This window comes from uncultured Tepidimonas sp. (genome assembly GCF_938045175.1).
Classification (GTDB): domain Bacteria; phylum Pseudomonadota; class Gammaproteobacteria; order Burkholderiales; family Burkholderiaceae_C; genus Tepidimonas.
The window spans coordinates 13,111-33,845 of record NZ_CALIND010000176.1; the positions used below are offsets into that span (position 1 = coordinate 13,111).

Consider the following 20,735-nt stretch of genomic DNA (forward strand, 5'->3'; position numbering starts at 1 on the left):
GAGGCGATCACGCGAGGGGCGACGGCGCCAGCGCCGCCACGATGGCTGCATCGCAGTCGGGCAGCGCTGCCCGCACGGCGGCCAGTTGCTGCGCATCGCCCGTGCGCCGCTCGGCATCCCAGATCGGGGCGGGGAACCGACTGTCCCACTCGAAGCGGGCGATGACGTGCCAGTGCAGGTGCGGCACGACGTTGCCCAGCGATGCCAGGTTGACCTTGGTCGGCTGCAGACAGGCGCGCAACACGCGCTCGACCGCCGTCACGAGGCGCATCCCTGCCGCCTGCTGGAACGCATCGAGATCCGACCATTCGGCCACGTGGTCCGTGGCGATGACGCGGTACCACGCTGGCGCCGATGACACCTCGGCGCCGACCGCACGCACCACGCGCCAGCCTTGCCCGCGCCAGAGCAGCACGCCGCCGTCTTCGCGGCACAAAGGGCAGGCGGCGGCAGGCGGAGCGCTCACACCAGCACCCGTTCGATGCCGCCGGCATTGGCGCGCGCCACATAGTCCGGCAGCCAGTTCTCACCCAAGATCTGGCGCGCGATTTCGACCACGATGTAGTCGGCCTCCAGCAGTCCGTTGCTGAGATCCTCGCCGTAGCGGCTCAGGCCCTGCAGGCAGCTCGGGCACGAGGTCAGGATCTTGGTGCGCCCGGGCGTCAGCGACGCACCGTTGCGCTCGGCCAAGGCCGCCAACTGCTGCTCGTTCTTGCGCAACTCTTGCTCTTTGCGGAAGCGCACCTGCGTCGAAATATCGGGCCGCGTGACGCCGAGCGTGCCCGACTCGCCGCAGCAGCGGTCGCTGGCCACGACGGTGTCGCCCACCAGCGCCTTGACGGTCTTCATCGGGTCTTGCTGCTTCATCGGGCTGTGGCACGGATCGTGGTAGAGGTACGCGCCCTTGCCCTCCAGTTTGACGCCCTTTTCCAGCAGGTATTCGTGGATGTCGACGATGCGGCAGCCGGGGAAGATCTTGTCGAACTGATAGCCCTGCAGCTGGTCGTAGCAGGTACCGCAGCTCACCACCACCGTCTTGATGTCCAGGTAGTTGAGCGTGTTGGCCACGCGGTGGAACAGCACCCGATTGTCGGTGATGATTTTTTCCGCCTTGTCGAACTGACCCGAGCCGCGCTGCGGGTAGCCGCAGCAGAGGTAGCCCGGCGGCAGCACGGTCTGCACGCCGACATGCCACAGCATGGCCTGCGTGGCCAGGCCCACCTGGCTGAACAGCCGCTCCGAGCCGCAGCCGGGGAAGTAGAAGACCGCCTCCGCGTCGGCGCTGGTGCGCTGCGGGTCGCGGATGATGGGCACGTAGTTTTTGTCCTCGATGTCGAGCAAGGCGCGCGCCGTCTTCTTGGGCAGGTTGCCCGGCATCTTCTTGTTGATGAAGTGGATGACCTGCTCTTTGACCGGCGCGGGCCCCACCGTGGCGGGCGGTGCCGCCGTCTGCTTGCGCGCCAGGCCCTTGAGCAGATCGTGCGCCCAGCGCTGCGCGCGAAAGCCGACGTCGACCATGGCGGTGCGCATGAGCTTGATCGTCTCCGGCTGGGTGGCATTCAGGAAGGTCATCGCCAGCGCGTTACCCGGGCGGAAGGACTTGCGGCCCATCTTGCGCAGCAGATTGCGCATGTTCATCGACACGTCGCCGAAGTCGATCTTCACCGGGCAGGGCGACAAGCACTTGTGGCACACCGTGCAGTGGTCGGCCACATCCTCGAACTCCTCCCAGTGCTGGATGGAGACGCCACGGCGCGTCTGCTCCTCGTACAAAAAGGCTTCGATCAGCAGGCTGGTGGCCAGGATCTTGTTGCGCGGGCTGTACAGCAGGTTGGCGCGCGGCACGTGGGTCGAGCACACGGGCTTGCACTTGCCGCAGCGCAGGCAGTCCTTGATGCTGTCGGCAATGGCGCCGATGTCGCTTTGCTGCATGATGAGCGACTCGTACCCCATGAGGCCAAAGCTTGGCGTGTACGCCTGGCTCAGATCGGCCGGGTGCACGTCGGGGCCCAACGCACTCGCCGTGCGCAACAGCTTGCCGCGGTTGAAACGCCCGTGCGGATCGATGCGGCGCTTGTACTCGGCAAACGGGGCCAGCTCGTCGTCGCTGAGGTACTCCAGCTTGGTGATGCCGATGCCGTGCTCACCCGAGATCACGCCGTCGAGGCGGCGCGCCAGCGCCATGATGCGATCGACCGCCTCGTGCGCGGTCTGCAGCATCTCGTAGTCGTCGCTGTTGACCGGGATGTTGGTGTGCACGTTGCCGTCGCCCGCGTGCATGTGCAGCGCCACCCAGACGCGACCCTTGAGCACGCGCCGGTGGACGGCATCGCACTCGGCCAGCACGGGCGCAAACACCGCGCCCGTGAAGAGCTCGCGCAGCGGCGCACGCAGCTGGGTTTTCCAGCTCGCGCGTAGGCTGTGGTCCTGCAGCTGCTCGAACAGCGTGCGCTCGCCCGGCGCGGCCGGCGCGTCCAGTCCGTCGTGCCAAGCCTGCCACTGCGCGCGCACGCGGCGGATGAGCGCGAGCGCCTGCTCGGTGCGCTCGGCCAGCCACTCGGGGCTCGGCGCATCGTTGGGGTCTTCGGCCTTGCCCAGCGGCAGCGACCCCCGGGCGAAAAAGGCCTCCAGCTCGTCGCACAGGCGGATCTTGTTGCGCAGGCTCAGCTCGATGTTGATGCGCTCGATGCCCAGCGTGTACTCACCCATGCGCTCCAGCGGGATCACCACGTCCTCGTTGATCTTGAAGGCGTTGGTGTGGCGGCTGATGGCCGCGGTGCGCTTGCGGTCGGCCCAGAATTTTTTGCGCGCCTCGGGGCTGACGGCGACGAACCCCTCACCGGCGCGGGCGTTGGCCAGCCGCACCACCTCGCTGGCGGCGCGCGCCACGGCGTCCGGGTCGTCACCCACGATGTCGCCGATGAGCACCATCTTGGGCAGCGTGCCGCGCTTGCTCTTGGTGGTGTAGCCCACCGCTTTCAGGTAGCGGTCATCCAAGTGCTCGAGACCCGCGAGCAGCGTGCCGGAGAGCTTTTGCTCGGCGAACAGATAGTCCTTGATCTCGACGATCGAGGGCACCGCGTCCTTGGGGTTGCCGAAAAACTCCAGGCATACGGTGCGCGTGTGCGCGGGCATGCGGTGCACCACCCAGCGCGCGCTGGTGATGATGCCGTCGCAGCCCTCTTTTTGCACGCCAGGCAGACCGCTCAAAAACTTGTCCGTGACGTCCTTGCCCAGCCCGGCCTTGCGAAACGCCGCACCAGGGATGTCGAGCCGCTCGGTGCGACGCAGTGTCTTGCCGTCGGGGCCGAAGTAGCGCAGCTCGAAGGACGCCACCTCGGCGTCGTGGATCTTGCCCCGGTTGTGGCCGATGCGGTGCACCTCGAGCCACTCGGCGTCGGGCGTGACCATGCGCCACGACGCCAGGTTGTCCAGCGCCGTGCCCCACAGCACCGCCTTCTTGCCACCGGCGTTCATGGCGATGTTGCCGCCGATGCACGACGCCTCGGCCGAAGTGGGATCGACCGCGAACACGAAGCCCGCGCGCTCGGCGGCATCCGCCACGCGCTGGGTGACGACGCCCGCCTCGGTCCAGATCGTGGGCACGGGCGCGTCCAGCCCGGGCAAGGTCACCATCTCGACCTCGGTCATCGCCTCCAGCTTTTCGGTGTTGATGACCGCACTCTTCCATGTCAGCGGCACGGCGCCACCCGTGTAGCCGGTGCCGCCGCCGCGCGGGATGATGGTCAACCCCAGCTCGATACAGCCCTGCACCAGCCCCACGATTTCGGCCTCGGTGTCGGGGGTGAGCACGACGAACGGGTACTCGACACGCCAGTCGGTGGCGTCCGTGACGTGGCTGACGCGGCTCAGGCCATCGAATTTGATGTTGTCGCGCGCCGTGTGCCGACGCAACACCTTGACCGCGCGCTGGCGCAGCGCAGCCATGTCCTCGAACGCCTGGGCGAATGCCTGCACGGCACGGCGCGCATGGTCCAGCAGCTCGCCCACCAACACGTCGCGCTGCGGGTCGTCCTGCGGGCGGCGGCGTTTTTCGATTTCGCCCAAGCGGTGGTGCAACGCCTCGATGAGCGCGGCGCGGCGCTTGGGGTTGGCCAGCAGATCGTCCTGCAAATACGGGTTGCGCTGCACCACCCAAATGTCGCCCAGCACCTCGTAGAGCATGCGCGCCGAGCGGCCGGTGGCGCGCTCGCGGCGCAGTTGCTCAATGATGTCCCACGCGCGTGCGCCCAACAGGCGCAGCACGATCTCGCGGTCCGAAAACGACGTGTAGTTGTACGGAATCTCGCGCAAGCGCGGCGTGTCGGACTCGGCCGTGAGCAGTGCATTCAGGGGCGTCGGTGCGTTCATGGGCAAGGAGCGGCGAGCAAGCCACGCGGCAGCGCGGCCCGCAGGATCGGCACGGCAGCCGGGGCAGGACCAACGATGTTACCGCAGCGCAGCACGGCACCACTGACAGCAGGGTTGCGCCGGACGGGCCCTGCCTTCAGGCGCGCCGCGCATCGCGCCAGGCGGCCACCCCCCCAAGGACCACCACCAGCACGGCATAGGTCACCATGCGGCCATCACGCCCCAGCCACGGTAATGCCGCCGCCAGCACCGCCGACCCCGCCAGACCCAGCCACACACAGTGGCCCCACCAGCCGCGCCAAAACGGCTGCCGCGCCCGCGCGCGCCACGCCAGCGCGACGGCGAGCAGCGCCCCGACGCCCCAGGCCGGTGCCACGAGGTTGAGTAGGTGGTTGAGCAGGGCCAGGGCGTCCACGAAGGACAAAATTTTATAATCCGCAATCATGGCAGTCTGGGCGCTCGGCATCAACCACCACACCGCTCCGCTCGATGTGCGCGGGCGGTTTGCATTCGCGCTCGACCAGGTGCCGGACGCCTTGCGGCGCTTTCGCGCCGCGTTGGCCCGGCAGCCCGAGGCCACGCTGTTGTCCACCTGTAACCGCACCGAGCTGTACTGCGCCAGCGACGAACCCTTGATCGAGCCGACGGCGCGCTGGCTGGCCGACACCGCCGGGGTGGCGCCCGAGTTGCTGCTGCAGCACGCCTACGTGCTGCGCGACGATGCCGCGGCACGCCACGCGTTTCGCGTCGCCAGCGGGCTGGACAGCATGGTGCTGGGCGAGGCGCAGATCCTGGGCCAGCTCAAAGACGCGGTGCGCGTGGCCGACGAGGTGGGCACACTGGGCACCACGCTGCATCAGCTGTTCCAACGCTCGTTCGCGGTGGCCAAGCAAGTGCGCAGCAGCACCGCCATCGGTGCGCATTCCATCAGCATGGCGGCGGCCGCGGTGCGGCTGGCCAGCCAGCTGTTCGAAGACCTGCGCGACATCCGCGTCTTGTTCGTGGGCGCGGGCGAGATGATCGAACTGACCGCCACGCACTTCGCCGCACGCCAGCCGCGCGCGATGGCGGTCGCCAACCGCACGCTGGAACGCGGCGAGAAGCTAGCGGCGCGTTTCGGCGCCGAGGCGATGCGCCTGTCGGACCTGCCCGCCCGGCTGCACGAGTTCGACGCCGTGATCAGCTGCACCGCCAGCACGCTGCCGCTGATCGGCCTGGGCATGGTCGAGAGCGCCTTGCGCCGCCGCCGCCATCGGCCGATGTTCATGGTCGATCTGGCCGTGCCGCGCGACATCGAGGCCGAGGTGCGCGAGCTCGATGACGTCTACCTGTACACCGTGGACGATCTGGCTTCTGTCGTGCAGGCGGGCAAGGACAGCCGACAGGCCGCGGTGGCGCAGGCCGAAGCCATCATCGACGCCGGTGTGCAGAGCTTCATGCACTGGCTGCGCCAGCGCGACCCCAACGCCGGGGTGGTGGCGTTGATCCGTGACCTGCAGACGCAGGCCGACGCATGGCGGGCGGCCGAGATCGCACGCGCCAAACGGCTGCTGGCGCGGGGGGAATCGGTCGATGCGGCGCTCGAAGCGCTGGCGCGCGGCCTGACGCAGAAAATGCTGCACGGAGCGCTGGCCGAGCTGCACAGCGGCGACGAGGTGGCCCGGCAGCACACGGCTGAGGTGGTATCACGGCTGTTTCTGCGCGGCCGGCCCGATGCGGCGGCGCCCCGCCGTGCCAGCGACGACGGACGGCCACCACGCCCATGAAGCCCTTCATCCGCGAGACGCTCGAGCGCTTGCGCCTGCGGCTGCACGAGCTCGATGCCCAACTGTCCGCGCCCGATGCGACGGCAGACTTGGAGCGCTTTCGCGCGTTGACGCGCGAGCACGCCGAAACCGACGCCATCGTCCAGCCCTACCTGCGCTACCTGCAGTGCGAGGCGCAACGACACGAGGCCGAGCAGCTCGCCACTGAAGCCGCCGCCAGCGGCGACGAGGCGCTGGCGGCCATGGCGGCGGATGAGGTGGCCGCCGCACAAGCCGAGCTCGAACGGCTCGAAGCCGAGCTGCACGCCCTGCTGCTGCCGCGCGACCCCGACGACGAGCGCAACGCCTTCGTCGAGATCCGCGCCGGCACGGGCGGCGAGGAAGCCGCGCTGTTTGCCGCGGAGCTGGCGCGCATGTACATCCGTGATGCCGAGCGGCAAGGCTGGCGCGCCGAGGTCATCAGCGAATCCCCCAGCGAGCTGGGTGGTGCCAAAGAAGTGGTGCTGCGCATCGTCGGCCTGGGTGCGTACGGGCGACTGCGCTTCGAATCAGGCGGCCACCGGGTGCAGCGGGTACCGGTGACGGAGTCGCAGGGGCGCATTCACACCAGCGCCTGCACCGTGGCGGTGCTGCCCGAGCCCGACGAGGCGCAGGCGGTGCAGATCAACCCGGCGGAGCTGCGCATCGACACCTTCCGTGCCAGCGGCGCGGGCGGCCAGCACATCAACAAAACCGACTCGGCGGTGCGCATCACGCACCTGCCCACGGGCATCGTGGCCGAATGCCAAGACGACCGCAGCCAGCACCGCAACCGGGCCAAGGCGCTGCAAGTGCTGCTGGCGCGCCTGCAAGAGCGCGAGCGGCGCGAGCGCGAAGCGCGCGAGGCGGCAGCCCGCAAGGGCCTCATCGGCAGCGGCGACCGCAGCGACCGCATCCGCACCTACAACTTTCCGCAGGGCCGCGTCACCGACCACCGCATCAACCTGACCCTGTACAAGCTGCCGGCGGTGCTCGAAGGCGACTTGGACGACCTCATCCGTCCGTTGCAGCTGGCACGCGGTGCAGAGCTGATGGCCGAGCTCGAAGCGCGTGCTGGCAGCTGAGCCCATGTCCTGCCCTCCCACGCCGACACCACCGCCGCTGCATACGCGGCGTGCCGCCTTGCAGTGGGCGCGAGCGATGGGGCTGGACTGGCTCGATGCGCAATGGCTGCTGCTGCACGCCCTGGGGCGCTCGGCAAGCGAGCGAGCGTGGCTGCTGGCCCACGACGACGAACCCCTGCCGTTCGAAGCCGCGACGCGCTATGCCGACCTGTGCCAACGACGGCTCGACCGCGTCCCGCTGGCCTACCTCACGGGCGAACGCGGTTTTCACGGTTTGATACTGAAGGTCGACGCGCGTGTGCTGGACCCACGCCCCGATACCGAGACGCTGGTGGAGTGGGCGCTGGCGCTGCTGCCGCCCGAGGGCGGCGCTCACGTCCTCGACTTGGGCACGGGCAGCGGGGCGATCGCGCTGGCCATCCAGCACGCACGGCCACGGGCCGCCGTCTGGGGGCTGGATGCGAGCGCCGACGCCCTGGCCGTGGCGGCTGCCAACGGTCAAACCCTGCGCCTGCCGGTGCGCTGGCTGCAAGGCCACTGGTGGGGCGGCTGGCGCACCTGGCCGACCGACGCCCACACCCGCGACACGGCATTCCCACCATGGCCGCCGCGCTTCGACCTCGTCGTGGCCAACCCGCCGTACCTGCGCGCCGATGACCCCCATCTGGCAGCTCTGCGCCACGAACCGCGCGACGCCCTGGTCGCGGGCGCCGACGGACTGCGCGACCTGCGGGCCATCGTGGCGGGCGCCCCGGCCCACCTGACACCCGGCGGCTGGCTGCTGCTCGAGCACGGCTGGGACCAGGCCGACGCGGTGGCCGACCTGCTGCGCGCGCGCGGCTTCTTCGACATCGACCACCGGCGCGACCTGGGCGGACACCGGCGCTGCACCGGCGGGCGCTGGGGTGGTGAACCCAGCGGCGCTGCGGCCATCGACGGCACTGGCGCCACGCCGCGCGCCGACGGGCGATAATCGGCGCATCGAGGCTTTCATCGACAGACCACCCATGAGCGACGTCCAGCAACGCATCGACCAATTGGTCAAAAACCACGACATCGTGCTGTTCATGAAGGGCACGGCCAGCTTCCCGATGTGTGGCTTCTCCGGCCGCGCGGTGCAGATCCTCAAGGCCTGCGGCGTGGACCCGAAAGACGTGGTCACCGTCAACGTGCTGGAAGATCCCGAGATTCGCCAGGGCATCAAGGAGTACAGCAACTGGCCGACCATCCCGCAGCTGTACGTGCGGGGTGAGTTCATCGGCGGCTCCGACATCATGATGGAGATGTACGAATCCGGAGAACTGCAGCGGCTGCTGGCGACTCCAACCGCATAAGACCGGGCCTGCGGGGCCGACGCGCCATCCGGATTCTCCCGAGTTGTTCGCGTGGCACGAAACATGCTTCAATGACCGCAGGACTGGTCGTCGAAGGAGAGCGTGCCATGGAAACCACCCATCCCCTCCCCGCCACGGTAGCGCCGCGCAGCCTGCCCATCGCGCGCGTGCGCGACGTCTTCAGCCCCGAGGACGTCGAGCAGCGGCTGCGCCGCCTCAAAGCGCAGGGCAACGAGCGCGAGCAAGCCACGTTGTGCCAAACCTACGAGCGCATGCTCGAGCGCGGACCGCAGCGCTTTGCGGTCAAACCCTCGGGCGTGCCGGATGTGGAGCCGCTGTACGAGCAGCTGCCCAACTTCCGCGAGGTGCTCGATGATGTGCGGCGGCACATCGCGCTGGCGCAAGAAAGCAGCGACAGCCTCGAAATCACGCCGCTGCTGCTGCTGGGCCCGCCGGGTGTGGGCAAAACGCATTTTGCGCACCAGCTCGCCGAGCTGCTGGCCACCACGATGACGCTGGTGCCGATGAGCTCGATGACCGCGGGCTGGCTGCTGTCGGGCTCGTCGTCGCAATGGAAAGGCGCCAAACCGGGCAAGGTGTTCGAGGCGTTGGTGGAGGGCAACTATGCCAACCCGGTCATCGTGGTCGACGAAATCGACAAGGCCAGCGACGCGCAGTACGACCCGCTGGGGGCGTTGTACAGCCTGCTGGAGCCCCAGACCGCGCAGCGCTTCGTCGACGAATTTGCCGAGGTGCCGATCGACGCCAGCCAAGTGATCTGGATCACCACCGCCAACGACGAGCGCGCGATTCCCGACCCGATCCTCAACCGCATGAACGTGTTCGAGATCGCGCCCCCCACGCGGGACGAGGCGCGGCGCATCGCGCGCCAGCTCTACCAGCGCTTGCGCGCCGCGCACGACTGGGGACGGCTGTTCGACGAGGAGCCCGGTGACGACGTGCTCGATCAATTGGCGGGCATGGCGCCGCGCGAGATGCGCCGGGCGCTCATGACCGGCTTTGGCAACGCACGGCTGGACCGGCGCGACCGCATCGAGACGCGGGACCTGCCCGCGGCTGCCGGCGGACGCGCGCGCATCGGCTTCCTGCAGTGAGGGCCGGGGACGAGGTCAGAACCACCAGCGAAACAGGTGCTCCACCCCCTGCCACAGCGTGACCAGGTAGGCGATCGCCCCCGCCCCGATGGCCCCGGACACCAGCAAGGCCAGCCCGTCGCGGAACATCCAGCCCAGGCTCAGCGCGATCAGGCTGAGGCTGGGCAGTACGTTGCCGAACGGCAGCGGCAGGAAGATGATGCCTGCCATCAGCGCGATCCACAGGCCCCACCACAGACGCAGGCGTGGGTGGACGAGGGCGGGCCAGCGCGGACGCATCCAGCGCGCGGCGGTTTCGTAGGTCATGGCCAGCAGCTCCAGGCCGCGCGTCGCCCAGGTGCCGCGCAGCGTCACGGCGCCGACGCGGCGCGGCAGCACGATGGCGTCACGTCCCGCCATCCAGGCCAGCGCCAGCGCCCACAGGCCGAAGCTCAGGACCGTGCCGGCACCGGCCACCGGCAGCACGGTCAGCAGCGCCATCACCATCAGCAGCACGGCCCCCGAGCCGTGGCCATGCAGATCGACGACCTCGCCCAGACTCAGCGCGACCGGGGCACCGCCCGGCGGCGGGGAATCGGCCATCTCGCCCAGCCGGGCCGCCGCCTCGCGCAGCGCGCGCGCCAACTCAACGGCCATGGGGTCCCCGCACCGACGCCGCCAGGCTGCCCCACTGGCGCCCCAGGCGACCACTGACCACGTGCAGCACCACGGCCAGCGCCAGCAGACCGAAGGCGACCACCGCCCACGCCACCCAGGCCAGCGGCACCAGCCAGCCGGCGATCGTGGCGAAGGCCGGCAGCACCGCCGTCAGCCAGGCCCACGACTGCGTCAGCGCGGCGGCGAGCTGCTGCAGCCAGGCCGGATCCACCCACAGCACCAGCCATGCCGGCCAGGGAAAGTGCTGGACCGCCTGCGTCACCGCGGCGGCGTCCTGTCCGGACGACAGCAGCCCCGCCGCCCAGCCCAGGAGCTGGGTGCCGACGAACACCACGGCCGTCCACAGCACCATCGCAAGCGCAAACACCACCCAGATCAGCCAACGCATGGACATCTCCTCACCGACCGGACGCCCGCCGCCGGGCATCACGTGATCACGCATCAGAGGCCGGATTCGGCCGGAAGTTCGGTCGCCGTGCGGATCGGCCCTCACGCCAGCCGCCAGCGGCGCTCGGCCGCGAACACCGCGTTCGGGTAGGGGGCGCGTCCGCGGCTGCCGTTGTAGCGCCCCAGGGCCAGGAACAGGTCGCCGCGCTCGCGCTGCAGGTAGTGGCGCAGGATGACGCAGCCATAGCGCAGATTGGTTTGCAGATGGAACAGCTTGTCCGGATCCCCATCGCCGATGACCCGCGTCCAGAACGGCATCACCTGCATGTAGCCGCGCGCGCCGGCCCGCGAGATCGCGTACTTGCGAAAGGCGCTCTCGACCTCGATCAGGCCCAGCACCAGCGCCGTGTCCAGTCCGGCGCGCCGGCTTTCGTACCAGACCGTTTGCAGAAAATCGACGCGCGCCTGGGGTTCGGGCTTGCGGCGCCGCAACTGCCAGCTCGCCCGGCTCAGCCAGCGCAGGTAGGCCAGCCGCTCCTCGGCCGTCAGAAACTCGGGCTCCGGCGGATCGAGCTGCTCGACGGCCGCCTGCAGCGCGTGGCGGACCGCGTCGGACAGCGGCTCCTCGATCTGGGCACCGGCCTGCGCCGGGGCGGCGGCCGCCCACGCCCAGGCCCCCGCGAGGGGCACGAGGCTCCGCCCCGCCAGCACCGGTGCGGCCAACCCCGCCAGCCGCCCCAGACAGCGGCGCCGGTCGAGGCCTGGCCCGGGGGCCGTATCCATGGTCACACCGCGATGCGGCCGCGCAGCCAGTCCACGATGTCGGCCAGCGGCACCGGCGTGGCCGCGGTGTCGCGCCGGTGCTGGTACTCGACCAGGCCGTCCTTGAGGCCGCGGTCGCCGACGGTGACGCGGTGGGGCACGCCGATCAGCTCCCAGTCGGCGAACATGGCGCCCGGCCGCTCGCCGCGGTCGTCCAGGATGACGTCCACCCCGTGCGCTGCCAGTTCGTCGTGCAGGCGCTCGGCGGCCTCGCGCACGGCGGGGCTGCGGTCCATCCCGATCGGGCAGACGACCACCGTGAAGGGGGCGATCGCGTCGGGCCAGATGATGCCGCGCTCGTCGTGGTTCTGCTCGATGGCTGCCGCCGGCAGGCGGGTGATGCCGATGCCGTAGCAGCCCATCTCGAACAGCTTGGGCTTGCCGTCCTCGTCCAGGAAAGTGGCGTTCATGGCCCGGCTGTACTTGGTGCCCAGGTAGAACACGTGGCCGACCTCGATGCCGCGCTCGATGGCGAGCACGCCCTTGCCGTCGGGCGAGGGGTCGCCGGCCACGACGTTGCGAAGGTCGGCGACCAGGTCCGGCTCGGGCAGGTCGCGCCCCCAGTTGACGCCGGTGAGGTGGTGGTCGACTTCGTTGGCGCCGCAGATCCAGTCGGCCATCACCGCCACCTCGCGGTCGGCCACCACGGTGACCGGGCGCTTCAGGCCCACCGGGCCCAGATAGCCGGGTCGGCAGCCAAAGTGCGCGACGATCTCGGCCTCGGTCGCAAACCGGAAGCCCCGCTGCAGACCGGGCAGCTTGCCGACCTTGACCTCGTTCATCTCGTGGTCGCCGCGCAGCAGCAGCAGCCACAGGCGCGTGGCCACGACCTCGTCGCGCTCGTTGATCTCGTCGGTGGCCAGCACGATCGACTTGACCGTGGTCGCCAGCGGCACGCCCAGCAGCGCGGCCACGTCGGCACAGGTGCTGCGCCCCGGCGTCGGGGTTTTGACCATGGGCTGGCGGGGTACCGGGCGCGGCCCCTGTGGTGCCAGGGCCTCGGCCTTTTCGATGTTGGCCGCGTAATCGCTGGTGGGGCAGTAGACGATGGCATCCTCGCCCGTGGCGGCAATCACCTGGAACTCCTCGCTCAGGTCGCCGCCAATGGCGCCGCTGTCGGCGGCCACGGCGCGGTACGTCAGCCCGAAGCGGTCGAAAATGCGGCGATACGCCTGCGCCATGATGGCGTAGCTGCGCTGGGCGCCTTCGGCGTCGCGGTCGAAGCTGTAGGCGTCCTTCATGATGAACTCACGCCCGCGCATCAGGCCAAAGCGCGGCCGCCGTTCGTCGCGAAACTTGGTCTGGATCTGATAGAAGTTTTTGGGCAGCTGCTTGTAGCTGCGCAGCTCCTGGCGCGCGATGTCGGTCACCACCTCTTCGCTGGTGGGCTGGATGACGAAGTCACGCTCGTGCCGGTCCTTGATGCGCAGCAGCTCCGGGCCCATTTTGTCGAAGCGCCCGGTCTCTTGCCACAGCTCGGCGGGCTGCACGATGGGCATGGTCAGCTCGATGGCGCCGGCACGGTCCATCTCCTCGCGCACGATGCGCTCGACTTTGCGGATGACGCGCAGCCCCATGGGCATGTAGGTGTAGATGCCGGCCGAGAGCTTTTTGATCATGCCGGCACGCAGCATCAGGCGGTGGCTGACGACCTCGGCATCGGCCGGGGCTTCCTTGAGGGTGGCGATGTGGAACTGGGAGGCTTTCATATCAACACAAATCCCGACCCGCGTTGCATAATCGGGACAGTTTCAAGAATTGGGGTCGATTATGCTTGACAGAGACGGCTTCAGGCCCAATGTCGGCATCATCTTGCTCAACCACAAGAACCAGGTGTTCTGGGGCAAGCGCATCCGCACCCACTCCTGGCAGTTTCCGCAAGGCGGCATCGACCGCGGCGAGACCCCGGAACAGGCCATGTACCGGGAACTGCACGAGGAGATCGGACTGCGCCCGGAGCACGTGGCCGTCATCGCGCGCACGCGCGACTGGTTGCGCTACGAGGTGCCGGACCGCTACATCCGCCGCGAATCGCGCGGCCACTACCGGGGACAGAAGCAAATCTGGTTTTTGCTGCGGCTCGTCAGCGGCGACTGGAACCTGAATCTGCGCGCCACCGATCACCCCGAGTTCGACGCCTGGCGCTGGAACGACTACTGGGTGCCGCTGGACAGCGTCATCGAGTTCAAGCGCGACGTCTATCAGCGCGCGCTACAGGAACTGGCGCGTTACCTGCCACCACCGGGGCCGATCGGGGCCGATCCGCGCGGCCCCCGCAACCGCTACCTGCGCTCCAATGCGCGCCCCCGGGCCGGGCCCGCGCCCAAGGGTGCCGATGGCGCGCGCCGCCCGCGGGCGCTGCCGCCCCAGCTGGCCATGCCCACGCATCTGGAACTGCCCCCGGGTGCCAGTTTCGACCCGCAACCGGCGGCCGCCGATGCGGGAGATTCGGTTCCCGCTCCGTTCCCGAGCGCGCCCTCGCGGCGCTGACCACCACGCCCTTCCCTGACACCGTGCGCTTACTCCCTCGATCCCCGCATCCGCGCTTCGCTTCTGCGCCTGGCTCGCTACGCCGCTGGCTGGCCGTGCTGGTTGGGCTCGCCACCTGCGGCAGCGCGGCAGCGCAATGGCTCAGCGACGTCCACCGTGACTGGCGCGAGGCCGACACGCCGCCACCGCCACCGCTGCGCACCGAGGGGCTGGTGCCGTTCGAGGTTTCGGTCAACAGCCAATTGCGCTTCGGCGTCGATCCCGCATCGGTCACGCTGGGCCCGGACGGCGTCATCCGCTATGTGATCGTGGCGCAAAACGCCAGCGGCGCCCTCAACGCCTGGTATGAGGGGCTACGCTGCGCCAGCGCCCAGGTCAAGACGTATGCGCACTGGAACCCCGGGCCGCCCGCCGAGTGGCGCACCAGCCCGGGCGCCGAGTGGCGCAATCTAGGGGGTGAGTTTGCCTCGCGCCCGGCGGTGGCGCTGGCGCGCGGTGGCTTTTGCGATGGCACCACGCCCAACGGGCGTCCGGCCGACATGCTGCGCGCGCTGCGTCACGGCAAGCCCGAGCGCTGACGGACGGCTGCCGCACCAGCGCGGCGCGGAACCAGCGCGGCGCGGATTTAGCGCGCGGTGACCACCAAGTTGTCGCGGTGGATCATCTCCGGCTCAGCCGCGTAACCGAGCAGGCGATCGAACTCCGCCGACGAACGACGGCAGAGCAGCCGCGCCTCGGCGGCCGCGTAGTTGGCCAGCCCGCGCGCGATCTCGCGTCCGTCGGGCGCGCGCACCGCGATCACGTCTCCGCGGTGGAAGTCGCCCTCCACCGCCGTCATGCCGATCGGCAACAGGCTCTTGCCTTCGTGCACCAGCTTGGCCACCGCACCGGCATCGACCGTGACGGCGCCGCGCAGTTGCAAATGATCGGCCATCCACTGCTTGCGCGCTTGCTGCTTGGGCATGTCGGCGACCAGACAGGTGCCGATCGGCTCGCCCGCCGTCAGCCGCAGCAGCACGTCGGGCTCGCGTCCCCAGGCAATCACGGTCGACGCGCCCGAACCCGCCGCACGCTTGGCGGCCAGAATCTTGGTGATCATGCCGCCCGTGCCCACGCGGCTGCCCGCACCACCGGCCATGGCTTCCAGCGCGGGGTCGCCCGCCCGCGCCACGTCCACAAACGCCGCCGTTGGGTCCTTGCGCGGGTCGGCGGTGTACAGCCCACGCTGATCGGTCAGGATGATGAGCAGATCAGCCTCGACCAGGTTGGCCACCAGCGCGCCCAGCGTGTCGTTGTCGCCAAACTTGATTTCGTCGTTGACGACGGTGTCGTTTTCGTTGATGACCGGCACCACCCCCAGCCGCAGCAGCGTCAGCAGCGTCGAGCGGGCGTTCAGGTACCGCTCGCGGTCGGCCAAGTCGGCGTGCGTCAGCAGCACCTGCGCGCTGCCCACGCCGTGGGCGCGCAGCTGCGTCTCGTACATCTGGGCCAGCCCCATCTGCCCTACCGCGGCCGCCGCCTGCAGCTCGTGCACTTCTTTGGGGCGCGTAGCCCAGCCCAGGCGCTTCATGCCCTCGGCGATCGCCCCGCTGCTGACCATGATGACCTCGCGGCCGTCGCGCACCAGGGCCGCGAGCTGGCGGCACCACTGGCCGATGGCCTGCGCGTCCAAGCCACGCCCCTCGTTGGTGACCAGGCTGGAGCCCACCTTGACGACGATGCGGCGGGCCGCGCGCAGCACCTCCTGTGGGGCCCGCTGCGGCAGCGCGAGCCCCGTGGTGGCCGAGTGCGCCTGCGGCGAGTTCGGGCTGGCGTGGGAAACGGACACGGCTTCGGCGGTGGGGGCGGTCGGCATCATCGGGGCGGGCAAACGCGGGCAAACGGTGAGGCAGCAGTGAACGATCCGTGGAGAGAGTACGACGGCAACCTCAGGCGCGAAAACGCGGGTCGTCGCCGTGCGCCGGGGTCGGCTCGGCGTCCTGGCGATGGGCGTCGAAGCGCGGATCGACCTCGACCGGCGGCGCCTGCGCTTCGCGCTGCGCGGCCAGATACTCGTACACCTTGAGCATGAGATGCTCGCAGCCTTCGCGCGTGAGCGCCGAGATGGTAAACACCGGGCCACGGAAGCGCAACCGGCGCACGAAGTCGCGCACGCGCGCCTCGCGCTCCTCCGGCGGCACCATGTCGAGCTTGTTGAGCACCAGCCAGCGCGGCTTCGCCGCCAGTTGGGGGTCGTACTTTTTGAGTTCCGCGACGATGGCGCGCGCCTGCGCCACCGGGTCGACCGTGTCGTCGAACGGCGCCAGGTCGACCATGTGCAACAGCAGCCGGGTGCGCTGCAGGTGGCGCAAGAACTGATGCCCCAGCCCCGCGCCTTCGGCCGCGCCCTCGATCAGCCCGGGCACGTCGGCGATGACGAAGCTCTTTTCGGGCCCGACGCGCACCACACCCAGGTTCGGGTGCAGGGTGGTGAAGGGGTAGTCGGCGATCTTGGGCCGCGCGTTGGAGACGGCCGCGATCAGGGTCGATTTGCCCGCATTGGGCATGCCCAGCAGTCCGACGTCAGCCAACACCTTGAGCTCGAGCTTGAGGCTGCGGCGCTCGCCGGGCCGCCCCAGCGTTTTTTGGCGCGGTGCGCGATTCGTGGAACTCTTGAAGTGCAGGTTGCCAAAGCCGCCGTCACCACCCTTGGCCAGCAGCACCTTCTGCCCCGGCTGCAGCAGCTCGAACAACACCTCGCCGGTCTCGGCATCGCTGATGACGGTGCCGACCGGCATGCGCAGCACGATGTCCTCGCCCTTGGCGCCGAACATGTCCGAGCCTTTGCCGTGCTCGCCGCGCTGCGCCTCGAAGCGGCGCGTGTAGCGGTAGTCGACCAAGGTGTTGAGGTTTTCGTCGGCAATGGCCCAGACGTGGCCGCCGCGGCCGCCGTCGCCGCCGTCGGGGCCGCCGAATTCCTTGAACTTCTCGTGGCGAAACGACGCGCAGCCGTTGCCACCGTCGCCAGCGGCGACGTCGATCGTGGCTTCATCGACGAATTTCATGACGACTCCTGCGCCGACCGCGAAACGACAAGGGCCCGCAACCGCGGGCCCGTGCCGGAACATGACCTGAGGCCCGCCGTGGCCCGCAGGGCGTGTGCCCTAAAGCCACGCTGGCACGTCAGGCGGGAATGACGTTGACCACCTTGCGGTTGAGCGCGCCCTTGACGGCGAACTCGACCTTGCCCGCCACGGTGGCGTAGATGGTGTGGTCTTTGCCGATACCGGTGCCGGTGCCGGGATGGAACTGGGTGCCGCGCTGGCGCACGATGATCGCACCGGCGCTGACGTCCTGGCCGCCATACACCTTCACGCCCAGCATCTTGGGCTTGGAGTCGCGGCCGTTACGGGTGGAGCCGCCGCCTTTTTTCTGTGCCATGGTGGGTCACCTCGTCAGACGTTGATCGAGCCGATTTGCAGCTCGGTGAAGTTTTGCCGGTGGCCTTGGCGCTTTTGGTAGTGCTTGCGGCGACGCAGCTTGAAGATGCGCACCTTCTCACCCCGACCATGCGACACGACCGTGGCCGTGACCGTTGCGCCGCTGACCAAGGGGGTGCCCACCCGGATGTCCGCGCCGTTGCCCACGGCCAACACCTGGTCGATCACGATCTCTTGGCCTACGTCCGCAGCGATCTGTTCTACTTTGATTTTTTCGCCGGCAGCCACGCGATACTGCTTGCCGCCGGTTTTTATGACCGCGTACATAGGTTACCTCTTTGCTGAAAACGCCCCGCAACGCCCCGGATTCGCCCCGGGCAACGAGGACAGATACACTCGACGCCAAAGCGCCGAACCCGCAATTGTACAGAATCCCATCGTTTGCTGCCAAGCCCCCTTCCCCACGACTGCCCCACACTGCCATCGACATGTCCCTTGTGTCCCCGGCTTCGGCCGCGTCACCGTCACCACGCGGGCTGATCGCGATTTTCGGTTCCACCTTTTTCGAGCTGGTGGGCTATTTCATGCTCACGCCGTGGCTGATTCTGCGCCTGAGCGAGCAGCAAGCCCCCACGGCGCTCATCGGCCTGTTCGCGGCCAGCGCCTGGGTGGGCATTTTGCTGGTGACGCCGTTTGCCTCGGCGCTGACGCGCGCACTTGGGCGGCGGCGTGCGCTGTGGCTGTCGGGCGCCGTGCCAGTGGTGGCGGGCATCGGCTACGGGTTGCCGCTGGAGGGCTCGGCAGCGCTGGCGTTGTGGTTTGGCCTCAAGATGCTCGCAGGCATGGCGTCCGGGCTGCGCTGGGTGTTGGCCGAAGCGCTGGTGGCCGAGTTCGCCCCGCCTCACCTGCGCGGGCGAGCGGTGGGCCTGTTCGAGACCATGGTGGGGGCGACCTTCGTCATCGGGCCTTTGCTGCTGGCCGCCGTCGGGCCGTCCAGCCCGCAGGCATTGTGGCTATCGGTGGCGCTGCTGGCCGTGGGGCTGGGCTGGGCGCTGCGGGTGCCCCCGCTGCCGCCCGAGCCCGACGCGCACGACGCCCACGTGGGCTGGCGTGGCGTGTGGGCGGCGCTGCGGGCGCACCCCGTCATCATGGCGGCGGGTTTTTGCGGCGGTTTTTTCGAAAGCGGACTGACCTCGATCCTGCCCCTGTACGGCGTGGCGCTGGGGCTGGGGGCGGCCGCGGCGGCGCTGCTGGTGTCTGCCAGTGGACTCGGCAGCGCGATGTGGATGCTGCCCGCCGGGGCACTGGCCGACCGGATGGGGCGTAGGCCCGGGCGGCGCGGCGGCGCGGGCGGTGCCCGGCTGCAGCTGATGCGGGTGTGCGCGGCCGTCACGCTGGTGGCCACCCTGATCATCCCCTGGGTGGCGGGCACGCCTTGGCTGGCGTGGCCGGTAGCCTTTCTATGGGGCGGCGCTGGGGGTTGCTTGTACACGCTGGCCATGATCGACATCGGCGCGCGCGAACGCGGCGTCACACTGGTCAACAGCACCGCCGTGCTGGTCATGGCCTACACGCTGGGCGGGGTGCTGGCGCCGTCGCTGGCGGGCGCAGCCCTGCAGTGGGCGCCGCGCGTGGGCTTTCCGGCGCTGCTCACCGCGGTGGCACTGGTGTGTCTGGTGCTGCTGGCGCGGGCGCGCACGTCAGGGCGCGCGGGCTAGGTCGCCCAAAGCACCGGCGGTGGGCATCATCTCCCGGGGCTGGGGACGGTCGATCAGGCGATCGGCGATTCCGCCCCCAACCCACATGCCGAGGAGCGTCAACCAGGCCGTCAGGGCAAAGATCGATCCGCCCGTCATGCCCGCGCCGACCGCACAGCCACCGGCCAGCATGGAGCCAAAGCCCATCAGCACCGCGCCGACGATGTAGCGCGGCATGGTATAGGCGCCGCCGAAGCCCTCCAACTTCCACTCACGCCCGACCAGCGCCCCGGCCAGCGAACCCAGAAAGACGCCCGGCATCAGCCCCAGCCCGAAGGTCCAGGGTTTGTTGGGCTCGGCCAACACGCGCATCAGCCATTCGGCCGATGGGCCGCTGAAGGTCATGCCCTGGATCTGCACCGGCTCGAACGAGTGCGTCATGACCTGGTAGCTAAAAACCCAGGCCAGCGCGACCATCAGGCCCGTGGCGGCCCCACCGAACCACTTCCAGAACCCCCAGCCGCTGCGCACGGCAAAAAACAAGGCGGCAGCCGCCCACACCAATCCAAACAGCAACCCCAACCAGGGCCCACCACCCAACCAAGCCAGGAGATCGCGTGATGGTCCGCCCTCGACGACCCACCAACTGCCGACGGCCTCGCGCCACGGGGCCAGCACCCCGCCCAGCGAGGCCTGCGCGGTGACGGCGAAGATCAATCCCGACAGCAAGGCGCGCAGGTTGCCGTTGGCCGACAGCACGAGCAAGCGGCTGGCGCAGCCGCGCGTCATCACCATGCCCAGCCCGAACAGCAGGCCGCCAATGAGCGCACCCGACAGGCTGCCACGGGTGGCCAGCTGGCGCGCGCTGCTGACGTCCAGCCAGCCCAGCAGCACCGCCGACTGCACCGCCACGACGGCCGTCGAAAACGCCAGCAACCACACCGCCAACTTGTCACCAAAGCGCCGATGCCAAAACTCGATGACCGCTGCGCGCAGGCAAAACTTGGAGCGCTGCCCGAAAAACCCAAACCCCAAGCCCAGCACCAAGCCCCCAGCGGCCAATATCCCCGCCTCGCCCCAGCGCTCGATCCACGCGGTCCAGTCGATCATGATGACACCATCGATCCATTCGAATCTTCGAATGGTGTGCTGGCACCACGACGCCCGTGTTGACGCGGATCAACTCGGAGACGGGTTTTCGACCGCGGCGTCGCAGTCGCACCCGCTGCCCGCGGCGATCCAGCGCGCCAGCCATGGCTGCGCGCGCGCCGTCAGCCAGCGCCCGATACGTCCGTCCCCCCAGCCCAGCAACGCGCCCGGGTCGTGCAGCACCCCGCAGCGGTAGCGCCGCTCGGTCGCCACCCAGCGCAGCGCCACGCACGCTCCGCACCGGCGGCGACTCAGCACGATGCCGACCGGACACGGCTCGAGCAGACAGCACACACCGCAGCCGTTACAGGGCTGGCCCCAGGCGGGTTTGGGTGGCGCGTCGGGTTCGATCCACACCACGCGCGCCGGCGTGGCCGCGGTTGGCTTCACGTATCCCCCCGTGCCAGCACGGCGGCCAGCGCCTG

General features: G+C 69.4%; 21 protein-coding genes. 8 read left to right on the plus strand and 13 right to left on the minus strand.

Annotation, left to right across the window (positions count from 1 at the left end):
* Window positions 1-7 precede the first annotated feature (7 nt).
* From Q0716_RS09255 to Q0716_RS09265, 3 genes are all read right to left on the minus strand, one after another.
* The gene (locus tag Q0716_RS09255) at window positions 8-466 is read right to left on the minus strand and encodes an HIT family protein (RefSeq protein WP_299022388.1); all 459 of its coding nucleotides are present in this window, start codon (window positions 464-466) and stop codon (window positions 8-10) included.
* A complete protein-coding gene (locus tag Q0716_RS09260) occupies window positions 463-4,371 on the minus strand; it encodes an FAD/FMN-binding oxidoreductase (RefSeq protein WP_299022391.1) in 3,909 nt (1,302 codons plus the stop codon). The genes Q0716_RS09255 and Q0716_RS09260 overlap by 4 nt, the downstream gene beginning before the upstream one ends.
* A gap of 136 nt (window positions 4,372-4,507) precedes the next feature.
* The gene (locus Q0716_RS09265) at window positions 4,508-4,816 is read right to left on the minus strand and encodes a hypothetical protein (RefSeq protein ID WP_299022394.1); all 309 of its coding nucleotides are present in this window, start codon (window positions 4,814-4,816) and stop codon (window positions 4,508-4,510) included.
* Here Q0716_RS09265 and hemA point away from each other — a divergent pair.
* From hemA to Q0716_RS09290, 5 genes are all read left to right on the plus strand, one after another.
* Complete coding sequence (gene hemA, locus Q0716_RS09270; protein WP_299022396.1) at window positions 4,815-6,137, plus strand: glutamyl-tRNA reductase; 1,323 nt, start codon at window positions 4,815-4,817, stop codon at window positions 6,135-6,137. The two genes, Q0716_RS09265 and hemA, sit on opposite strands and share 2 nt — an antisense overlap.
* Window positions 6,134-7,240 carry a peptide chain release factor 1 gene (prfA, locus tag Q0716_RS09275; protein ID WP_299022398.1) on the plus strand — a complete coding sequence of 369 codons (1,107 nt, stop codon included), beginning with the start codon at window positions 6,134-6,136 and terminating at the stop codon, window positions 7,238-7,240. Before hemA ends, prfA begins: the two co-directional genes overlap by 4 nt.
* A gap of 4 nt (window positions 7,241-7,244) precedes the next feature.
* The gene (gene prmC / locus Q0716_RS09280) at window positions 7,245-8,213 is read left to right on the plus strand and encodes a peptide chain release factor N(5)-glutamine methyltransferase (protein WP_299022401.1); all 969 of its coding nucleotides are present in this window, start codon (window positions 7,245-7,247) and stop codon (window positions 8,211-8,213) included.
* 34 nt (window positions 8,214-8,247) lie between these two features.
* Window positions 8,248-8,574 (plus strand): Grx4 family monothiol glutaredoxin, encoded by a 327-nt coding sequence (gene grxD, locus Q0716_RS09285; protein WP_299022404.1) that lies wholly within the window; start codon window positions 8,248-8,250, stop codon window positions 8,572-8,574.
* A gap of 107 nt (window positions 8,575-8,681) precedes the next feature.
* Window positions 8,682-9,689 carry an AAA family ATPase gene (locus Q0716_RS09290; RefSeq protein ID WP_299022406.1) on the plus strand — a complete coding sequence of 336 codons (1,008 nt, stop codon included), beginning with the start codon at window positions 8,682-8,684 and terminating at the stop codon, window positions 9,687-9,689.
* Window positions 9,690-9,704: 15 nt separating this feature from the next.
* Here Q0716_RS09290 and Q0716_RS09295 read toward each other — a convergent pair whose 3' ends face one another.
* The 4 genes from Q0716_RS09295 to Q0716_RS09310 form a co-directional block, all read right to left on the minus strand.
* Window positions 9,705-10,325 (minus strand): exopolysaccharide biosynthesis protein, encoded by a 621-nt coding sequence (locus Q0716_RS09295; RefSeq protein WP_299022409.1) that lies wholly within the window; start codon window positions 10,323-10,325, stop codon window positions 9,705-9,707.
* The gene (locus tag Q0716_RS09300) at window positions 10,315-10,734 is read right to left on the minus strand and encodes a hypothetical protein (RefSeq protein WP_143968348.1); all 420 of its coding nucleotides are present in this window, start codon (window positions 10,732-10,734) and stop codon (window positions 10,315-10,317) included. The genes Q0716_RS09295 and Q0716_RS09300 overlap by 11 nt, the downstream gene beginning before the upstream one ends.
* 101 nt (window positions 10,735-10,835) lie before the next feature.
* Entirely contained in the window at window positions 10,836-11,516 is a 681-nt protein-coding gene (locus Q0716_RS09305; protein WP_299022417.1) for a lytic transglycosylase domain-containing protein, read from the minus strand.
* 2 nt (window positions 11,517-11,518) lie between these two features.
* Complete coding sequence (locus Q0716_RS09310; protein ID WP_299022419.1) at window positions 11,519-13,264, minus strand: proline--tRNA ligase; 1,746 nt, start codon at window positions 13,262-13,264, stop codon at window positions 11,519-11,521.
* A gap of 61 nt (window positions 13,265-13,325) precedes the next feature.
* On the opposite strand from Q0716_RS09310, the gene Q0716_RS09315 reads away from it, so the two are divergent.
* Window positions 13,326-14,045, plus strand: a complete 720-nt coding sequence (locus tag Q0716_RS09315; protein ID WP_299022422.1) for an RNA pyrophosphohydrolase — start codon at window positions 13,326-13,328, stop codon at window positions 14,043-14,045.
* Window positions 14,046-14,140: 95 nt separating this feature from the next.
* Window positions 14,141-14,623, plus strand: a complete 483-nt coding sequence (locus Q0716_RS09320; RefSeq protein ID WP_299022425.1) for a CNP1-like family protein — start codon at window positions 14,141-14,143, stop codon at window positions 14,621-14,623.
* Window positions 14,624-14,670: 47 nt separating this feature from the next.
* Here the strand turns inward: Q0716_RS09320 and proB are convergent, their stop codons facing one another.
* The 4 genes from proB to rplU all read right to left on the minus strand — a co-directional run bounded on the left by proB (window position 14,671) and on the right by rplU (window position 17,791).
* Complete coding sequence (proB, locus tag Q0716_RS09325) at window positions 14,671-15,786, minus strand: glutamate 5-kinase (protein ID WP_299022446.1); 1,116 nt, start codon at window positions 15,784-15,786, stop codon at window positions 14,671-14,673.
* A gap of 187 nt (window positions 15,787-15,973) precedes the next feature.
* The gene (cgtA, locus tag Q0716_RS09330; RefSeq protein WP_299022428.1) at window positions 15,974-17,089 is read right to left on the minus strand and encodes an Obg family GTPase CgtA; all 1,116 of its coding nucleotides are present in this window, start codon (window positions 17,087-17,089) and stop codon (window positions 15,974-15,976) included.
* A gap of 118 nt (window positions 17,090-17,207) precedes the next feature.
* Complete coding sequence (gene rpmA, locus Q0716_RS09335; RefSeq protein WP_299022432.1) at window positions 17,208-17,465, minus strand: 50S ribosomal protein L27; 258 nt, start codon at window positions 17,463-17,465, stop codon at window positions 17,208-17,210.
* Between the two features lie 14 nt (window positions 17,466-17,479).
* The gene (gene rplU, locus Q0716_RS09340; protein ID WP_068606890.1) at window positions 17,480-17,791 is read right to left on the minus strand and encodes a 50S ribosomal protein L21; all 312 of its coding nucleotides are present in this window, start codon (window positions 17,789-17,791) and stop codon (window positions 17,480-17,482) included.
* A 161-nt stretch (window positions 17,792-17,952) separates the two neighbouring features.
* Between rplU and Q0716_RS09345 the strand changes: the two genes are divergently transcribed.
* The gene (locus tag Q0716_RS09345) at window positions 17,953-19,182 is read left to right on the plus strand and encodes an MFS transporter (RefSeq protein WP_299022440.1); all 1,230 of its coding nucleotides are present in this window, start codon (window positions 17,953-17,955) and stop codon (window positions 19,180-19,182) included.
* On the opposite strand, the gene Q0716_RS09350 is transcribed toward Q0716_RS09345, so the two are convergent.
* Both Q0716_RS09350 and Q0716_RS09355 read right to left on the minus strand, forming a co-directional pair.
* Window positions 19,165-20,271, minus strand: a complete 1,107-nt coding sequence (locus Q0716_RS09350; RefSeq protein WP_299022442.1) for a YeeE/YedE family protein — start codon at window positions 20,269-20,271, stop codon at window positions 19,165-19,167. The genes Q0716_RS09345 and Q0716_RS09350 overlap by 18 nt on opposite strands.
* Before the next feature lie 69 nt (window positions 20,272-20,340).
* Window positions 20,341-20,700, minus strand: coding sequence for a hypothetical protein (locus tag Q0716_RS09355; RefSeq protein ID WP_299022448.1), 360 nt, complete (start codon window positions 20,698-20,700; stop codon window positions 20,341-20,343).
* Window positions 20,701-20,735 lie beyond the last annotated feature (35 nt).